General features: G+C 32.8%; 9 protein-coding genes. 4 read left to right on the top strand and 5 right to left on the bottom strand.

Annotation, left to right across the window (positions count from 1 at the left end; genetic code table 11):
- From HKP59_RS03140 to HKP59_RS03120, 5 genes are all read right to left on the bottom strand, one after another.
- Window positions 1–1937: alpha-amylase family glycosyl hydrolase (locus HKP59_RS03140; RefSeq protein WP_291803340.1), on the bottom strand; the 1937-nt coding region annotated here is incomplete at its 3' end.
- Between the two features lie 116 nt (window positions 1938–2053).
- Window positions 2054–3661: a SusF/SusE family outer membrane protein gene (locus HKP59_RS03135; RefSeq protein WP_291803338.1), complete on the bottom strand. Its 1608-nt coding sequence runs from the start codon at window positions 3659–3661 to the stop codon at window positions 2054–2056.
- 19 nt (window positions 3662–3680) lie between these two features.
- Window positions 3681–4739: a SusE domain-containing protein gene (locus HKP59_RS03130; protein ID WP_291803337.1), complete on the bottom strand. Its 1059-nt coding sequence runs from the start codon at window positions 4737–4739 to the stop codon at window positions 3681–3683.
- Between the two features lie 23 nt (window positions 4740–4762).
- Entirely contained in the window at window positions 4763–6349 is a 1587-nt protein-coding gene (locus HKP59_RS03125) for a RagB/SusD family nutrient uptake outer membrane protein (RefSeq protein WP_363288719.1), read from the bottom strand.
- Between the two features lie 11 nt (window positions 6350–6360).
- Window positions 6361–9276 (bottom strand): SusC/RagA family TonB-linked outer membrane protein, encoded by a 2916-nt coding sequence (locus HKP59_RS03120; protein ID WP_291803335.1) that lies wholly within the window; start codon window positions 9274–9276, stop codon window positions 6361–6363.
- Window positions 9277–9585: 309 nt separating this feature from the next.
- Between HKP59_RS03120 and HKP59_RS03115 the strand changes: the two genes are divergently transcribed.
- From HKP59_RS03115 to HKP59_RS03100, 4 genes are all read left to right on the top strand, one after another.
- A complete protein-coding gene (locus HKP59_RS03115) occupies window positions 9586–10611 on the top strand; it encodes a LacI family DNA-binding transcriptional regulator (protein WP_291803333.1) in 1026 nt (341 codons plus the stop codon).
- A gap of 245 nt (window positions 10612–10856) precedes the next feature.
- Window positions 10857–12200, top strand: coding sequence for an MFS transporter (locus HKP59_RS03110; RefSeq protein WP_291803332.1), 1344 nt, complete (start codon window positions 10857–10859; stop codon window positions 12198–12200).
- Complete coding sequence (gene pgmB / locus HKP59_RS03105; RefSeq protein ID WP_291803330.1) at window positions 12201–12857, top strand: beta-phosphoglucomutase; 657 nt, start codon at window positions 12201–12203, stop codon at window positions 12855–12857.
- Window positions 12858–12861: 4 nt separating this feature from the next.
- Window positions 12862–15168 carry a family 65 glycosyl hydrolase domain-containing protein gene (locus HKP59_RS03100; RefSeq protein WP_291803328.1) on the top strand — a complete coding sequence of 769 codons (2307 nt, stop codon included), beginning with the start codon at window positions 12862–12864 and terminating at the stop codon, window positions 15166–15168.
- Window positions 15169–15175 lie beyond the last annotated feature (7 nt).

Here is a 15175-nt window from a genome sequence, read left to right as displayed (position 1 = left end):
CGTTCTTCATCATGGCTTTCCATATATCCTACAACATTTGGGTTGTTCCAGCCTCTCTGTTTGTATGATATCCATGATATATCAGTACTAGTAGGATACCCCATAGTATTTTGATTATAGTTGAAATTTAGATTTCCCCATAGCATAATTCCATAATTTGCTAGAACAGTTTCTTCAGAATTATCAGCTAAGTGCTCGAAAATAACATACGGTTTATTTGTTGGGTTGTTACTCCATACGTGGTCTGCATAATTTTTTAAGATATCAATTCTAGTTTGGTCATAATCACTTGCCCAGTTATCAGAGCCATAGTACAAAGTATTTGAAAACCCTTTTGTAAAGTCGAATCTAAACCCATCTATTTTGTATTCATCCATCCAATAGGATAATACATCATTAAAAAATTCAGTAGTATAAGGAGATTCATGATTAAAATCGTAACCCCAATGTGCACTTGTATTATCAACTAAGTTATGGTCTTCATTGTACCAAGGATTATCAGCTGCGGGTTTATTTTCAGCACTATTCCAATACATTTGCAGCAGTGGTGATTGACTATAAGAATGATTAAAAACAACATCAGCTAAAACAGCAATACCTCTTTGATGGCAGGCATCTACAAATTCTTTAAAATCGTTTTTAGTACCATATGCTTTGTCCAATGCCATGTACAGTGCAGGATTGTAGCCCCAACTATCAGCGCCTTCAAATTCATTCACAGGCATTAACTCTATGGCATTAACCCCTAAATTTTCAAGATAATCTAAATGAGTTAAAGCTTCTTTAAAAGAGTCAGATTCCGTAAAGTCTCTAATGAGTAATTCGTAAATAATTAAATTGTCTTGGGCTGGTTTTATAAAGTTGCTTACATTCCAAGTATATTCTGGTTCATTAATTAAAAATGTAGAAACGTAGCCGGTTGTTAAATTTGTTGGGTAACTTTTAAGATTTGGATAATTACCATCTTTTATATATTGATCGTTTGAAGGATCTAGTATTTTTTCTGAATATGGATCTGCAATTTTTATGGTATAATCAATTAAGTATTGATAGGCATACTCTTCGTTAATATCTAAGTTTGGAATTGTTAGCCAAAAATCGTCTCCATCTTTATACATTTGATAGTCCTCATCAAATGTCCAATTATTAAAATCTCCTAAAATTAATACATCAGTTTTATTAGGCGCCTTTAATAAAAATGTAACTGTGTTATCAGCGTTTTTATTGATACCGTATTTTAAACCAGTAGGTTGTGTTGCATTTTGTGTAGCAGTTTTTACATAAACTGAAATAGTTGTTTCTATAGTTTCACTATTTGCTGTTGCAATAGCTTTTAATGTTTGTGTTCCTGTTGAAGTTAAATTGTAGGTAGTAGATATTGAAGTTGTATTTGTCTCGGTTTTTTCTGAAACTCCATTCACTTGGATTTCCAAGTTGGCAGAAATTGAAGATTCTGCACTTATAGTTATTGTTTCATTTAAATTGTAGGCACTTTGATCTGTTGGGTTTGTAAAAGTAATATTTAAGCCATCAGCATAAATTGGGACAAAAATATCACTAGATTGAGGAGATCCAGAAGAAGCTCTAAAAACAAAATTAAATTCGGTTATAGTTTTAGAAGTTTCAACACTATAAAAAGTATATGCATCAGGAGTTATAAGTAAGGTATATACATTTGGGTTTGAATTATCTCTAGTAAGTTTTGGTTGTGTGGTGTTATTTCCCCAAGATTCTATAACATTTTGCCACCTTACTCCATCTACAGTAACTCCTGTATGAGCATAAAGATCACCAGTATAGCCCTCTAAAGCAGTTCCTGTAGCATTAAACTCTATAGTAACTTCTTCACTTGCAGTTGGTAGCGAAGGAGAGGTTGTAACTTGTGAAAAAGTAATTATTGGTAATAAAAAAAGTAAAATTGAAAATATTTTTTTCATTTGATGTTTTATTGAATTACTAAATGAAATGAACCGGACACATAATTTGAACCGGTTCATTCCATAAAGTAAAAATATTAATGGATTACTTTTTAAAATAACCCTTTAGTTTTATTTTAATTAACACTTATTGTACCATCATTAAAGTTTACAATAACTGTATAGGTTCCTGTTCCTGAAGCTTTTAGATTATTTTCACTATTTTGCTCTAGAACTCCAGAGGAAGTTGGACTTTCACCCCAATCATTACCCCAATCACCAGCAACAGGTACAAACTTAAATTCGTCACCATCACTAAATGCTTGTGTAATTTCAAATACACCAGCAGATGTTTCAGTAAATTGTGGGTTGTCACCGTCATTACTCCAACCTCTAAATGATCCAACTAAATACAAATTACTTGGAATTTCACTTACAGCAGATACGGTATAGCTCATTGTGTTAAAGTTAACAGCTACAACATATTTTCCAGCTCCAAATCCACTTAAATTATTTTCACCATCTTGAATAATACCTCCATCAACAGCTCCGTTAGCACCCCAGTCACCATCCCAGCTACCAATAGTAGGTAAGAATTTGAATTCAGCACCATCAGGTAAATCTAGGACTACAGAGAAAACACCTAAACTAGCTTCTGCCATAGGTATTGCAGCAGTATTATCCCAGCCTACAATTGAACCAACTACATTTAAAGTTTCTAGAGTTTGTAGGTTAAATGATAATGTATTGTAGTCTACAGTTATTAAGTATTTTCCGGCACTATAGCCTGCTAAATTACTTTCACCATCTTGAATTAAAGTCCCTGAGTTATTAGGGTCATTTCCCCAATCTCCATCCCAACTTCCAAGAGTTGGTAAAAATTTAAATTCAGCACCATCAGGCAAATCTACTACCAGTGTAAATACATTTTCAGCAGTATTGTTAAATTCTAAAGCAGCTGTATTATCCCATCCAACTATAGAACCTACTAAATAAAGGGAAGTTGGGAAAAGAATTTCTTCAACAGTATATGTAAAAGTGTTTAAGTTCGCTTTTACTTTATATTTACCAGCTGTATAGCCTCCAATATTTACTTCACCCTCTTCAATTAACATACCAGCATTATTTGGGTCTGCACCAAAATCTCCATCCCATCCAGTATTAGTTGGTAAGAATTTGAATTCATCTCCATCAGCAAGTTCAATGGTTATTTCAAACTCATTAAAAGCTGTTTTTGTCATTGGTAAAGAAGTAGCAGGATCCCAACCTGTTAATGAACCTACCAAATAAAAATCTGTAAATTCAACTTTGTAAGGTGTTAATAAAACTGCAACTGTTTGAGATATTTCACCATCTGAAGATACTCGTATTTCTATACCAGCTTCTGTTTCTGGTTCAATTCCCAAAACATCTATAGCTAAAGTATTTAACTCTTTTACAGTTAAATTTATTGAAGTTGCATCTGTTGAACCTAGTGAAGCAGGAACAGCAAAATCTGTTCCTAATAAGGCAGCTTCTACCATATAAGTTGCTCCTGTTCCTTCTATTAATGCGGCAGTCCAGCTTACTGTTAAAGCTATATTTCCTTCATTTGTATCATTGAGAGCAATCGAAGCACCATCAATAGGGCTATTAATTGCAATACCTCCTTGAGGAGCTAGTATCTCAAAGTTTTCATTTTCATCGCAGGAAGTAATTCCTATGATGATAAATGAAAGCAATAATAATTTATATATATATTTCATATTATTAAATTTTATATTATTAATTAGCAGTTACAGTGTATGTGTATTCTCTTGGATTGCTAAGATCTAATACTACATGATAATTACCTGCAGGGCCATCAAATGTATAATCACCTCCAGGAGTTAAGTATCCATCAGCGTCAAGTGAACCATATTCAAATGCACCCCATTCATTGTTTCCTCTAAATTTCCAACCTCCAGGAACCAAATCAATATCAACTGATAGCGTTCTAGTTTCAGCGTCATAAACTAAATCAGTATCGCTATCCCATCCAGTAGGTGTAGCTGCACCAATAATTCCCCAGTTAACAGACGTTTCACTATAGGTAAGTGCTCCCGTATCTGCTTTAACGTAGTAATAGCCAGTATCAGCAATTAAATCTGTTTCATCTTGTTCAACTAAAATACCAGCATCAGTGCCATTCCAGCCCCAATCTGTATTTCCCCAGAAAAATCCTCCTGTTTCATTTGGCGCAATAAATTTATGTCCGCCATCTAACCACACATAACCTTCATAATCTGTTTGGCCAAAAGCTGAAGCAGCTAATAGAGGCGCAGTAGCAGGATCCCAACCTTGGTGGTTTCCTGGCACAGCAATTTTAGGTAAATCAGTTGTAAATGGTGTTACAAAAATTGAAACAGTTTCTGATACTTGTAATAAACTACCAGTTGTTCCCACTGTTGATGTAATTCTAATATCTAGTCCTCCTTCTAAAAATGGTGTTAATCCAGAGCTTACCGCAATATTGTTTAATTCACCAATATTCCAAGTTACATATCTATTTGTAGTAGAAGCTGCTATAAAAGGTTCAGCAAAGCTGGTTCCTGTTTGAGCTATTTCTACAGTATACGTTACCTCTGTAGGTGTGCCATAATCTGAAGCAGTCCAGTTTATAGTTAGTGCAGGGTTTGTTTGACTTTCTGCAGGGTTTAGTACAACTGTAGTTCCCTGAGCAGGTGCAGTTATAATCCCACCGCCTTGTGCGGCTAGTGTTAGTTGCACTGAATCTTCATTATCACAAGAGGTTATAGCAACCAAAAGGATTGAAAGAAACAGTACTTTAAATATATTTTTCATAATCTTATATAATTAAAAATTGATTAATATCCTGGGTTTTGAGTTAAATTAGGATTGGCCGCAATACTTTCAATAGGTAATGGGTATAATGCCATATGGTTTCCTAATGCTATACCATTTGCTCCATTTCCTTTAAATGCCCAGTTGTAATTTCCACCTGTATATAATCCGAAACGAATTAAATCTTGTCTTCTATGAGATTCCCAATGTAATTCTCTAGAGCGTTCGTCAATTAAGAATGAAAGGGTTAAATCATTTGCAGAAATGTTTTCAGCATGTGCTCTATCTCTTAAATCATTTACATAACCCAATGCGTCAGTTTCGCTTCCGCCACCACCTCTTAAAAAGGCTTCAGCATACATTAAGTAAACATCTGCTAATCTAAATAAGGGAAAATCTGTATCTACAAATGTAGGGTCAGAACCAGCAGCACCAGTAGAAGTTCTATTGCTATATTTAGTAATGATATAACCAGAATCTCTGTCGGCAACATCTACAATTTCAATATCTCTACCTTCTGTTATTAACGTATTTCTATCATCAGCACCACCATTAATAAATTTTTCAGCAAATTGTTTACGTACTCTTAAAGCACCACCCCAACCTTGGGCTCCTAATTCTTCATTGTTTGCTTCTATACTTCCAACTTCACCATTAATAATTACCGTTGTTGGACCGTAGTTTTGAGTTACAACACCGTCAGAAACTAAAGGAAATATAATTTCATTGGTTCCAGCTTCATTAAAATCATTATCTGCCATAAAATTTAAAGCATAGTTAGAGGCCAAACTATAGCCACCACCAATAATTTTATTACAATATGTCATACAATCAGCATATCGGTTTGTGCCTACATATACTTCTGCATTTAAATATATTTTAGCTAAAATCATCCAAGCAACACCCTTGTCAGCTCTTGCATATTGATTTGATCTTGCAGGTTTTAAATCACCTTCAATTGCCAATAATTCAGATTCAATAAAATCAAACAATTGCGATCTATTATATTCAGGAGCTTGATAAGTTCCTACAGGGTCTGCTTCAGTTACAAATGCAGCTTTTCCAAATAAATCCATTAAGTGATAATAAGATAAAGCTCTTAATAATCTAGCTTCAGCTCTATAAGCAACAATTTCGCTACTTACTGCGCTAGTATGCCCTCTTTCTGCCAATTTATCATCAGTAGATTGTCTAAGGAAATCATTAGCTAAAGCTACAGAAAACATTGCTCTACCATACATTCCTCTAAAAACCGGATTTGCAGGTGTCCAAATGTTACGTTGAATTTCTTTAGTTCCTGGGTCATTTTCATAAGACCATAAAGCCTCATCAGCTGCTAAGTCTTGCAAGTACCAAAGTACACGGCCATATTGACTTGTACCGGCATCTATACCAGAAATATTAGAAGAACCTGGATCATTACCTGTTAAAGATAAGTTTCCATATACACCTGCTAATGCTTGTTCATAAGCACTTGCATTAGAGTAGAAATCCTCAGAAAGGAATTCGTCGTCATCTTGAGGAATTACATTTAAATCGTCAGTACACGCACCAAAGAAAAATATAAGTCCTAATAGAAAATAAATTTTATTTAAATATTTTGTCATCATTTTCGTTTAGTTTAAAATTTAAAATTAGCACCTAATAAGAAAATTCTAGGTCTTGGATAAATTGTATTATCAATTCCACCAAAAACTTCAGGATCTAAGCCGCTATAATTTGTTATCGTAAATACATTTTGTACACCTGTCCATAAGCGAATATTTGTTTTGTCGCTATTATTTCTATTAAAAGTGTATCCTAATGTTAGATTGTCCATTCTTAAGAATGAAGCATTTTCAATGTAATAATCTGAAATAATTACATTTGGTGTAGAGTAAAAGCCAGTTTCTAATACAGAAACAGGTAAGTTACCCAGTGCTTCAACATCTTGTAAATTATCATATTGAGCTCTTGAAGAATTTACGTTGTTATACATATAATTTCCAATACTTGCTCTTAAGTTAAAAGAAAGATCAAATGCTTTATAATTGATATTAGATTGGAATCCCATTAATATATCTGCATCAGGTTTTTTATAAAGGTAACGGTCTGAGTCATTAATAATCCCATCTTGATTTAAATCTGCATAAGCACCTTCAATTGGAGTTCCACTTACATCATATAATTGTTTGTAAACATAATAAGAGAAAGGAGCGTATCCTTGGCTATGTAGTTGAACAGTACCACCAGTACCACCACCAATTCCACCAACTCTAATATCTTGTTCTAACGCTAATTGGTCTATTTCAGTTCGGTTGAAAGAAACATTGTAATTAGCATCTATTTGCAAGTCTTCTGTATCAACAATATCAGTTCCAATAGAGAATTCAACACCTTTAGAAGTAAATTTACCAATATTTTGGAAACCTGAGTTACTAAAGTTTGAACCATCAGAAATAGCTACATTTGCTAATAAATCTTTAGATTCTTTTAGATATACTTCAAGTGAACCTGAAACTTTATTATTGAAAAGTCCATAATCTAACCCAACGTTATAAGTAGTTGTTTCTTCCCATTTCAAATCTTCTAATCTTGTTTGAGGAATACCCGTTAAAATTGGTGTATTACCAAAAATATATTGAGATATGTTAGAACTTAAATTAGTTCTTCCTAAGAATGCATAAGCTGCAGAAATATCTTGCTGACCAGCGATACCCCAACCTAATCTTAATTTAAGATCAGAAATTGCATTTGAGTCTTTTAAGAAATTTTCTTCACTAATTTTCCAAGCTAAAGCAGCGGCAGGGAAATTACCCCAACGGTTGTCTTCGCTAAATCTTGAAGTACCATCTCTTCTGTAAGACAAAGTAAGTAAGTATTTATCCATAAAAGAAAGATTAGTTCTACCAAAGAAACCTATTAAGACTACATCTGGTTGTGTGTATACATCAGATTCTCTATCTGGGTCTCTTAGGTTACCTGTATTAAAATCTTCTCCTTCAAATTTTTGATAAGAATAACCTGCAGTAACTTCAACATTTACATTTTCTAATTCTTTATTGTAAACAAAGTAACCATCTAATAAAGAGTTCGCTCTTTCACTTGTGTATTCTGATCTTGAACCTAAGAGAGGATCACCAACAGCTAGTCTAAATCCATTGATACTTTCTGTAGAAAGTTCATTAAATCCTTCTCCTACTGTTTTATCATAACCTATATTTATAACGGCGCTTAAATCTGGTAAAAAGTGTAGTTTATAATCTAACTTCACATTTCCATAAAAACGTTTTACTTTACTAATATTTTGTCTTTGTAGTAAACTAGCTAAAGGGTTTCTACCAGCATTTTTAGGGGTTCCATTTGTATGGTATTCAAAGAAACCACCGAAAGGTGAAGTAGCATCATATACAGGTTGTGTTGGATCCATGTAAATTGCAGCTCCTTCAACGCCATCAGTAAAACGGTTAGCTTCATTATTTAAGCTAACATTTACATTTACTTTTAAATGATCTTCAAAAAATGTTGGACTTAAAGATAGTTTTGAAGAGATTCTATCAAAACTTGAAGTTTTTCTTAAACCAGGTTGATCTGTATACCCAAAAGAAAAACGGGTAGGCATACTATTAAAAAGTTGTCCACTTAAAGATAATGAATGATCGATACTTACCTTTTCTTGATAAATTTCATCTTGCCAATCTGTAGTTGCACTTCCTAACAAAGAAACATCGTCTGGTCTTTGTTCAGCAATTAAAGCTCTATACTCATCAGCAGAAAAAACATCAAGTTTATTAACCAATGTATTAAGACCAGCTTTAACATTATATTCGGCTCTAAATGTAGATTTTCCCTTTTTAGTTGAAATAATAATTACACCATTAGAAGCTCTGGAACCATAAATAGCAGTTGAAGAGGCGTCTTTAAGTATAGAAAAAGATTCAATATCACTAGGATTGATAGCCGCTAAGATACCTCTAGAACCACCCGCATTGTTGTTTGATATTGGCATACCATCAATAACAATTAAAGGATCGTTAGATGCACCTAATGATGAACCACCACGAATCCTAATTGCAGATCCTCCACCAGGAGCACCATCAGAAACAATAGATACACCCGCAACTCTACCCGTAATAAGGTTCGCAGGAGACACTATATTTCCTTCGTTAAAATCTTTTTCAGAAATAGCAGCTACAGCACCTGTAGCATCTTTAATTGTAGTTGTACCATAACCAATAAGTACAATCTCGTCTAATGTTTCTGTATCTTGTTCTAGTGCTACATTAATTGTAGTGCTAGCTCCAACAGTTACTTCCAGGGTAGCAAACCCAATATAGGAAAATACTAGTACGTCACCTTGATTTACGTTTTCGAGGATATAATTCCCGTCAAAATCAGTTGAGGCTCCTTTTGTAGTTCCTTTGATAATAATACCAACTCCTGGTAATTCACTACCAGTGGCTTTTTCTGTTACCTTACCAGTCATTGTTTGTTGCGCGAACAAACTAAGAGGTAAAAATATGATAACAGTTAATAGAAAAAGTTTGAAATTTTTCATCTATTTTAAGTTAATTAATAATTAAGTTTTAAATAATTCGTACTATTTTATTACATTTCACTGTGTGAAGTTAAGGCCTTAACATTTAGTTAACAATGATACTTGTCACTTTATATGATACGAAAACGTTTTCGTGTTTATAACTTTTTTACTCTAACGTTAGAGTTGATTCCATTTTTTTTGCGAATTTTTTAATTATTTATATCCAAAGAGGTTTTTATTTGGAATTATTTAATTTATACGAGCTATTATTACATATTTAGACTTAATATTTTATATTTGTATGGAAGCGTTATAACTCTTAATACAATGAAACCAAGAATTACCTTAAAAAAAATTGCAAAAGAATTTGGAGTCTCAATTTCTACTGTTTCCAAAGCTTTAAAGGACAGTCATGAAATTAGTGAAGAAACGAGAGGTAAAATCAAGGCATTTGCTGATTATTATAATTATAAACCCAACAGTTTAGCGTTACAATTGCGAAATCAAAAAACATCAGTAATAGGTGTAATTATTCCTGAAATTGTGCATCATTTTTTTTCAACGGTAATTCAAGGAATTGAACAATACGCAAATTCTAAGGGCTATAGTGTAATGGTTTGTTTATCAAATGAATCTTACGAAAAAGAAGTCTCGAATTTTAGTGTGCTTACAAATGGAAGTGTTGATGGCTTGATAGTTTCTATTGCAAGAGAAACGCAAGAAAATCAAATGTATAATCATTTTAATGCCCTTATTAAAGATGATTTTCCACTCGTACTATTTGATAGAATTATTGATGATGTGCAATGTGATAAGGTGATTATTGATGATATTGGAGGAGCTTTTAAAGCAACAAATCATTTAGCTGAAATTGGAGCAAAAAGAATTGCTCTCATCACAACTCAAGATTATATTACGGTAGGTTCCTTAAGAAAGGAAGGGTATTTAAAGTCGCTGATAACGAATAAAATTGTTGTTGATGAAAACCTAATTTATAAAATTAATGATAATGAAGATTTGTATGAGCAAATTGAAAAAATTATAAATGTTCCAAATCCACCAGATGCAATTTTAGCGGTAAACGAAATTTATGCAGCTATTGCCCTAAAAATTGCAAAGAAAAGAGGTTTTTTAATTCCAAGTGATATTGCAATCATTGGATTTACAAGTGGCTTAATCTCCGAATTTACAGATCCTTCTTTAACTTCGGTTGAGCAACACGGTGATTTAATGGGGAGGCAAGCAGCTGAACTCTTGATTGATAGAATTGAGAATACTGCACCAAAGGAATTTCAAAAGGAAGTGATATCACCAAACCTTAAAATTAGAGAGTCCACATTATCAATGAGTTAAATATTTTGAAAGAAGAGGAGGTTTTTGATAAATATTTTTTAACTTTTTTTAATACTACTCAAAGGTTGTAGTACTCAATTCATATTTTTTTTGTCTTAGCTAGGTTTTTAAAAAAGGTAAAAACTTAAAATTTATTTATATCTTTGTTACGTAAAAGAGATTTTACAATACTATTTTTCACACTTCACACAAAAAACAATCAAAGCAAATAAGCTTTGCATTGTTATATTTTAATAGTAACATTTATGGAAAAACGGAAATTAAGTTTCTGGGATATTTGGAACATGAGTTTCGGATTCTTGGGAATTCAAATGGGTTTTGCGTTGCAAAATGCAAATGCCAGTAGAATTTTACAGATTTTTGGAGCAGATGTGCACGAACTTTCTTGGTTTTGGATTGTTGCCCCTTTAACAGGTTTAATTGTTCAACCTATTATTGGTTATTATAGCGATAGAACTTGGACTAGATTGGGAAGGCGACGTCCTTACTTTTTAACTGGAGCACTATTAGCATCAATGGGATTAATTTTAATGCCTAATGCTGATATGTTTACTGCTTTTATGCCTGCATTATGGGTTGGAGCTGGTATGCTTATGATAATGGATGCCTCGTTTAATGTGGCAATGGAGCCATTCAGAGCACTGGTGGCAGATTTATTACCTTCAGATCAAAGAACACTTGGATTTAGTGTTCAAACGGTTTTAATTGGTATTGGAGCTGTTATTGGTTCTTGGTTACCTTATGCATTAACAAATTGGTTTGGTGTTGCAAATGAAACCGAAGCTGGAGGTGTACCATTAAATTTAATGTTATCATTTTTTATAGGGGCTGCTGTTTTAGTTGCGAGTATTTTAATTACAGTATTTACAACAAAAGAGTATTCTCCCGAAGAAATGGCCCAATTTGAAACTGATGGAGAAGAAGAGATTGAAGAAGAATCTAGTTTATTAGATATCTTTTCCGATTTCAAGAAAATGCCAACAACTATGAGGCAACTTAGTTGGGTGCAATTTTTCTCATGGTTTGGTTTGTTTGGAATGTGGGTATTTTCAGTACCTGCAATTGCACATCATACTTACGGTTTATCGCTAGATGATCACGGAACTAATTATCAAATTGCAGGGGACTGGGTTGGAATTTTATTTGGTGTTTATAATGCTGTTTCAGCAGTCTACGCATTCTTTTTGCCTGCGATAGCAAAGAAATTAGGTAGAAAAAAAACCTATGCAATTGGTTTAATTGGTGGTGGTTTAGGATTGATTTCAATATATTTTATGCCAAACGAAAATTGGTTAATCTTATCCATGTTCGGAATAGGAATTGCTTGGGCAAGTATTTTAGCAATGCCATACGCAATATTGGCAGGCTCAATTCCTGCTAAAAAAATGGGAGTTTATATGGGGATATTTAACTTCTTTATTGTATTACCACAAATATTGAACGCATTAATAGGTGGACCCATGGTGAAGTATTTATATGGAGGGAATCCTATGTATGCTTTAGTTGTAAGTGGTGTTTCATTATTAATTGCAGCGATGTTAGTTGTAAGAGTAAAAGATGTTGATGACGAAGTATTAATAAAAGATTAAATGAAAAAAGAGATAGGTTTTATATTTGATTTAGATGGTGTTATTGTTGATACAGCAAAATATCATTATTTAGCGTGGAGAAATTTAGCAAATTCTTTAGGCTTCGATTTTACGGAAGTTCAAAATGAACAATTAAAAGGTGTGAGTAGAGTAAAATCTTTAGAGATTTTGTTAGACATTGGAAAAGTTCAATTGTCTCAAGAAAAAAAAGAAGCACTATTGCTGGAAAAAAACGAAGAGTATTTGGAATATGTTTATAAAATGAATTCGAATGAAATACTTCCTGGTGTTGATCGGTTTTTAAGTTTTTTAGAAACTAACAAAATTAAATTTGTTTTAGGTTCAGCAAGTAAAAATGCTCAATTAATTTTAGAAAAAGTAGGGTTGCTTGAAAGGTTTACGGCAATTGTTGATGGTAACAATGTCTCAAAGGCAAAGCCAAATCCAGAGGTTTTTTTAATAGGTGCTAAAAAATTAAATATGAGTCCAACTAATTGTGTGGTTGTAGAGGATGCAATTGCAGGAGTTCAAGCAGCAAATGCGGCAAATATGATTAGCATTGGAATAGGAAATGCAAAAGTGTTAAGCGAGGCAAATTATGTTTTTGATAGTATGGAAGCTATCACTTCAGATTTTTTAAAAAATCTAATTAATTAGAAAAATGAATAAAAATTATATAATTCCAAATGAATGGTCAATAATTGAAGAAGGTTTTGACGGAGAAAACACAAAAGCTTCTGAGAGTTTATTCAGTATTGGAAATGGAGCAATGGGTCAGCGCGCTAATTTTGAAGAAGATTACTCTGGTGAAACATTGCAAGGTAGTTATATTGGAGGTATTTATTACCCAGATAAAACTAGAGTAGGTTGGTGGAAAAACGGATACCCTGAATATTTTGCAAAGGTTTTAAACGCTCCAAATTGGATAGGAATTCACATTAGGGTGAACAATACTAATCTAGATTTGAACATGTGTCAAGTTTCTAATTTCAGAAGGGAATTGAACATGAAAGAAGGTTGGTTGAGTCGTTCTTTTAATGCAAAACTTCAAACTGGAGAAGAGGTTGAAGTGAACACAAAAAGGTTGATAAGTGTTGAATATAATGAAGTAGGAGCTATAGAATATAGTGTAAAAGCAATTAATTTTTCTGGAGAGCTTACTTTTTCGCCTTATATCGATGCAGGTATTGTAAATGAAGATGCGAATTACGATGAATTCTTTTGGGAAACTTTACAAATTGTTGAAGGTAAAAACAAAGGGTGTATTTATTCTAAAACACTTAAAACTGAATTTCATGTAGCTACTGCAATGAATGTTTCATTTCTATTGAACAAAAAAAATATTGATTTGAAACAAGAAGTTGTTAAGAAAGAAAAATCACTTACCTATAATTATAACCTTCAAATTAATGAAGGAGATACTGCTACTATCTATAAATATGGTAGTTATGTTAGTTCCCTAAACTATAATAAACATGAATTAATTGAAGCGGCATTAAATAATGTACAAGTTACAAGTAAATTAGGCTTTGCTCAATTAATAACTCTTCAAAAAAAATCTTGGGAACTAATCTGGCATGCTTCTGATATTAAAATAGAAGGAGATGTAAAAGCACAACAAGGTATAAGATTTAATATTTTTCAATTAAACCAAACCTATATGGGTACAGACGCTCGATTAAATATAGGTCCAAAAGGTTTTACGGGAGAAAAATATGGAGGAAGTACTTATTGGGATACCGAGGCTTATTGTATTCCTTTTTATATGGGAACCAAAAGTTCTCATGTTGCAAAAAACCTACTTTTATACCGTTACAATCAGCTAGATAAAGCCATTGAAAATGCACAGAAATTAGGGTTTAAAAATGGAGCTGCATTATATCCAATGGTCACTATGAACGGTGAAGAATGTCATAATGAATGGGAAATTACTTTTGAAGAAATTCATAGAAATGGCGCTATGGTTTATGGAATTTACAATTACGTAAATTATACGCAAGATTTCGAATATATCGCAAAATTTGGACTAGAAGTAATTATCGCAATTGCACGTTTCTGGCATCAAAGAGCTAATTTTTCAGCAGATAAAAATAAATATGTAATTCTGGGCGTTACAGGTCCAAACGAATACGAAAATAACATTAATAATAATTATTACACTAATTATCTGGCAAAATGGTGTATTGAGTATGCCGTTGAATGCCTAAACAAAGTGAATCTTGAGTATCCTGAAGATTTTAAAAGAATTCAAGAAAAAACAAATTTAAATGGTGACGAAACCTTCAATTGGTTGAAAGTGGCAGAAAACATGTATTTTCCATTTAGTGAAAAATACAATGTTTATTTGCAACAAGATGGTTTTTTAGATAAAGAACTAATTCCAGTAAGCGATTTACCAAAAGAAGAAAGGCCAATAAATCAAAAATGGTCTTGGGACCGTATTTTACGTTCTTGTTATATAAAGCAAGCAGATGTTTTACAAGGAATTTATTTATTTGAACATAAATTTTCCAGGGAAGAAATTGAACGTCACTTTGATTTTTATGAACCATTAACTGTTCATGAATCTTCATTATCTCCTTGTGTTCATTCGATTTTAGCTGCATCTATAGATAGAATGCCTAAAGCATATGAGCAATATCTTCGCACGGCTCGTTTAGATTTAGATGATTACAATCATGAAGTAGATGAGGGTTGCCATATTACGAGTATGGCAGGAACTTGGATGTCAATTGTACAAGGTTTTGGTGGAATGCGTGTTTGTGAAAATGGTAATTTATCTTTTAATCCGCAGATACCTAAAGAGTGGGACTCTTATTCATTTACCATTAACTTTAGAAATCAAATTCTTAAAATAATAGTAAAACAAACGGAAATTTTATTTGAACTAGATGGATCCGAAGATTTAGAAATTAGAGTGAAAAATAAACTAGTATCTATTTCACCTAATAGTTTGGTGAAATTATAATATAAAT

Source organism: Lutibacter sp., from assembly GCF_013041805.1.
In the GTDB taxonomy this organism is placed as follows: domain Bacteria; phylum Bacteroidota; class Bacteroidia; order Flavobacteriales; family Flavobacteriaceae; genus Lutibacter.
The sequence above is the reverse complement of the archived record's forward strand: the minus strand, read 5'-3'. Positions and strand labels throughout refer to the sequence as shown.

What these genes read in the sequence shown, in the direction of transcription:
- HKP59_RS03125 (WP_363288719.1), bottom strand. Translation starts at nt 6,349, where the DNA reads ATGATGACAAAATATTTAAATAAAATTTATTTTCTATTAGGACTTATA.
- HKP59_RS03130 (WP_291803337.1), bottom strand. Translation starts at nt 4,739, where the DNA reads ATGAAAAATATATTTAAAGTACTGTTTCTTTCAATCCTTTTGGTTGCT.
- HKP59_RS03115 (WP_291803333.1), top strand. Translation starts at nt 9,586, where the DNA reads ATGAAACCAAGAATTACCTTAAAAAAAATTGCAAAAGAATTTGGAGTC.
- HKP59_RS03120 (WP_291803335.1), bottom strand. Translation starts at nt 9,276, where the DNA reads ATGAAAAATTTCAAACTTTTTCTATTAACTGTTATCATATTTTTACCT.
- HKP59_RS03100 (WP_291803328.1), top strand. Translation starts at nt 12,862, where the DNA reads ATGAATAAAAATTATATAATTCCAAATGAATGGTCAATAATTGAAGAA.
- HKP59_RS03110 (WP_291803332.1), top strand. Translation starts at nt 10,857, where the DNA reads ATGGAAAAACGGAAATTAAGTTTCTGGGATATTTGGAACATGAGTTTC.
- HKP59_RS03135 (WP_291803338.1), bottom strand. Translation starts at nt 3,661, where the DNA reads ATGAAATATATATATAAATTATTATTGCTTTCATTTATCATCATAGGA.
- pgmB (WP_291803330.1), top strand. Translation starts at nt 12,201, where the DNA reads ATGAAAAAAGAGATAGGTTTTATATTTGATTTAGATGGTGTTATTGTT.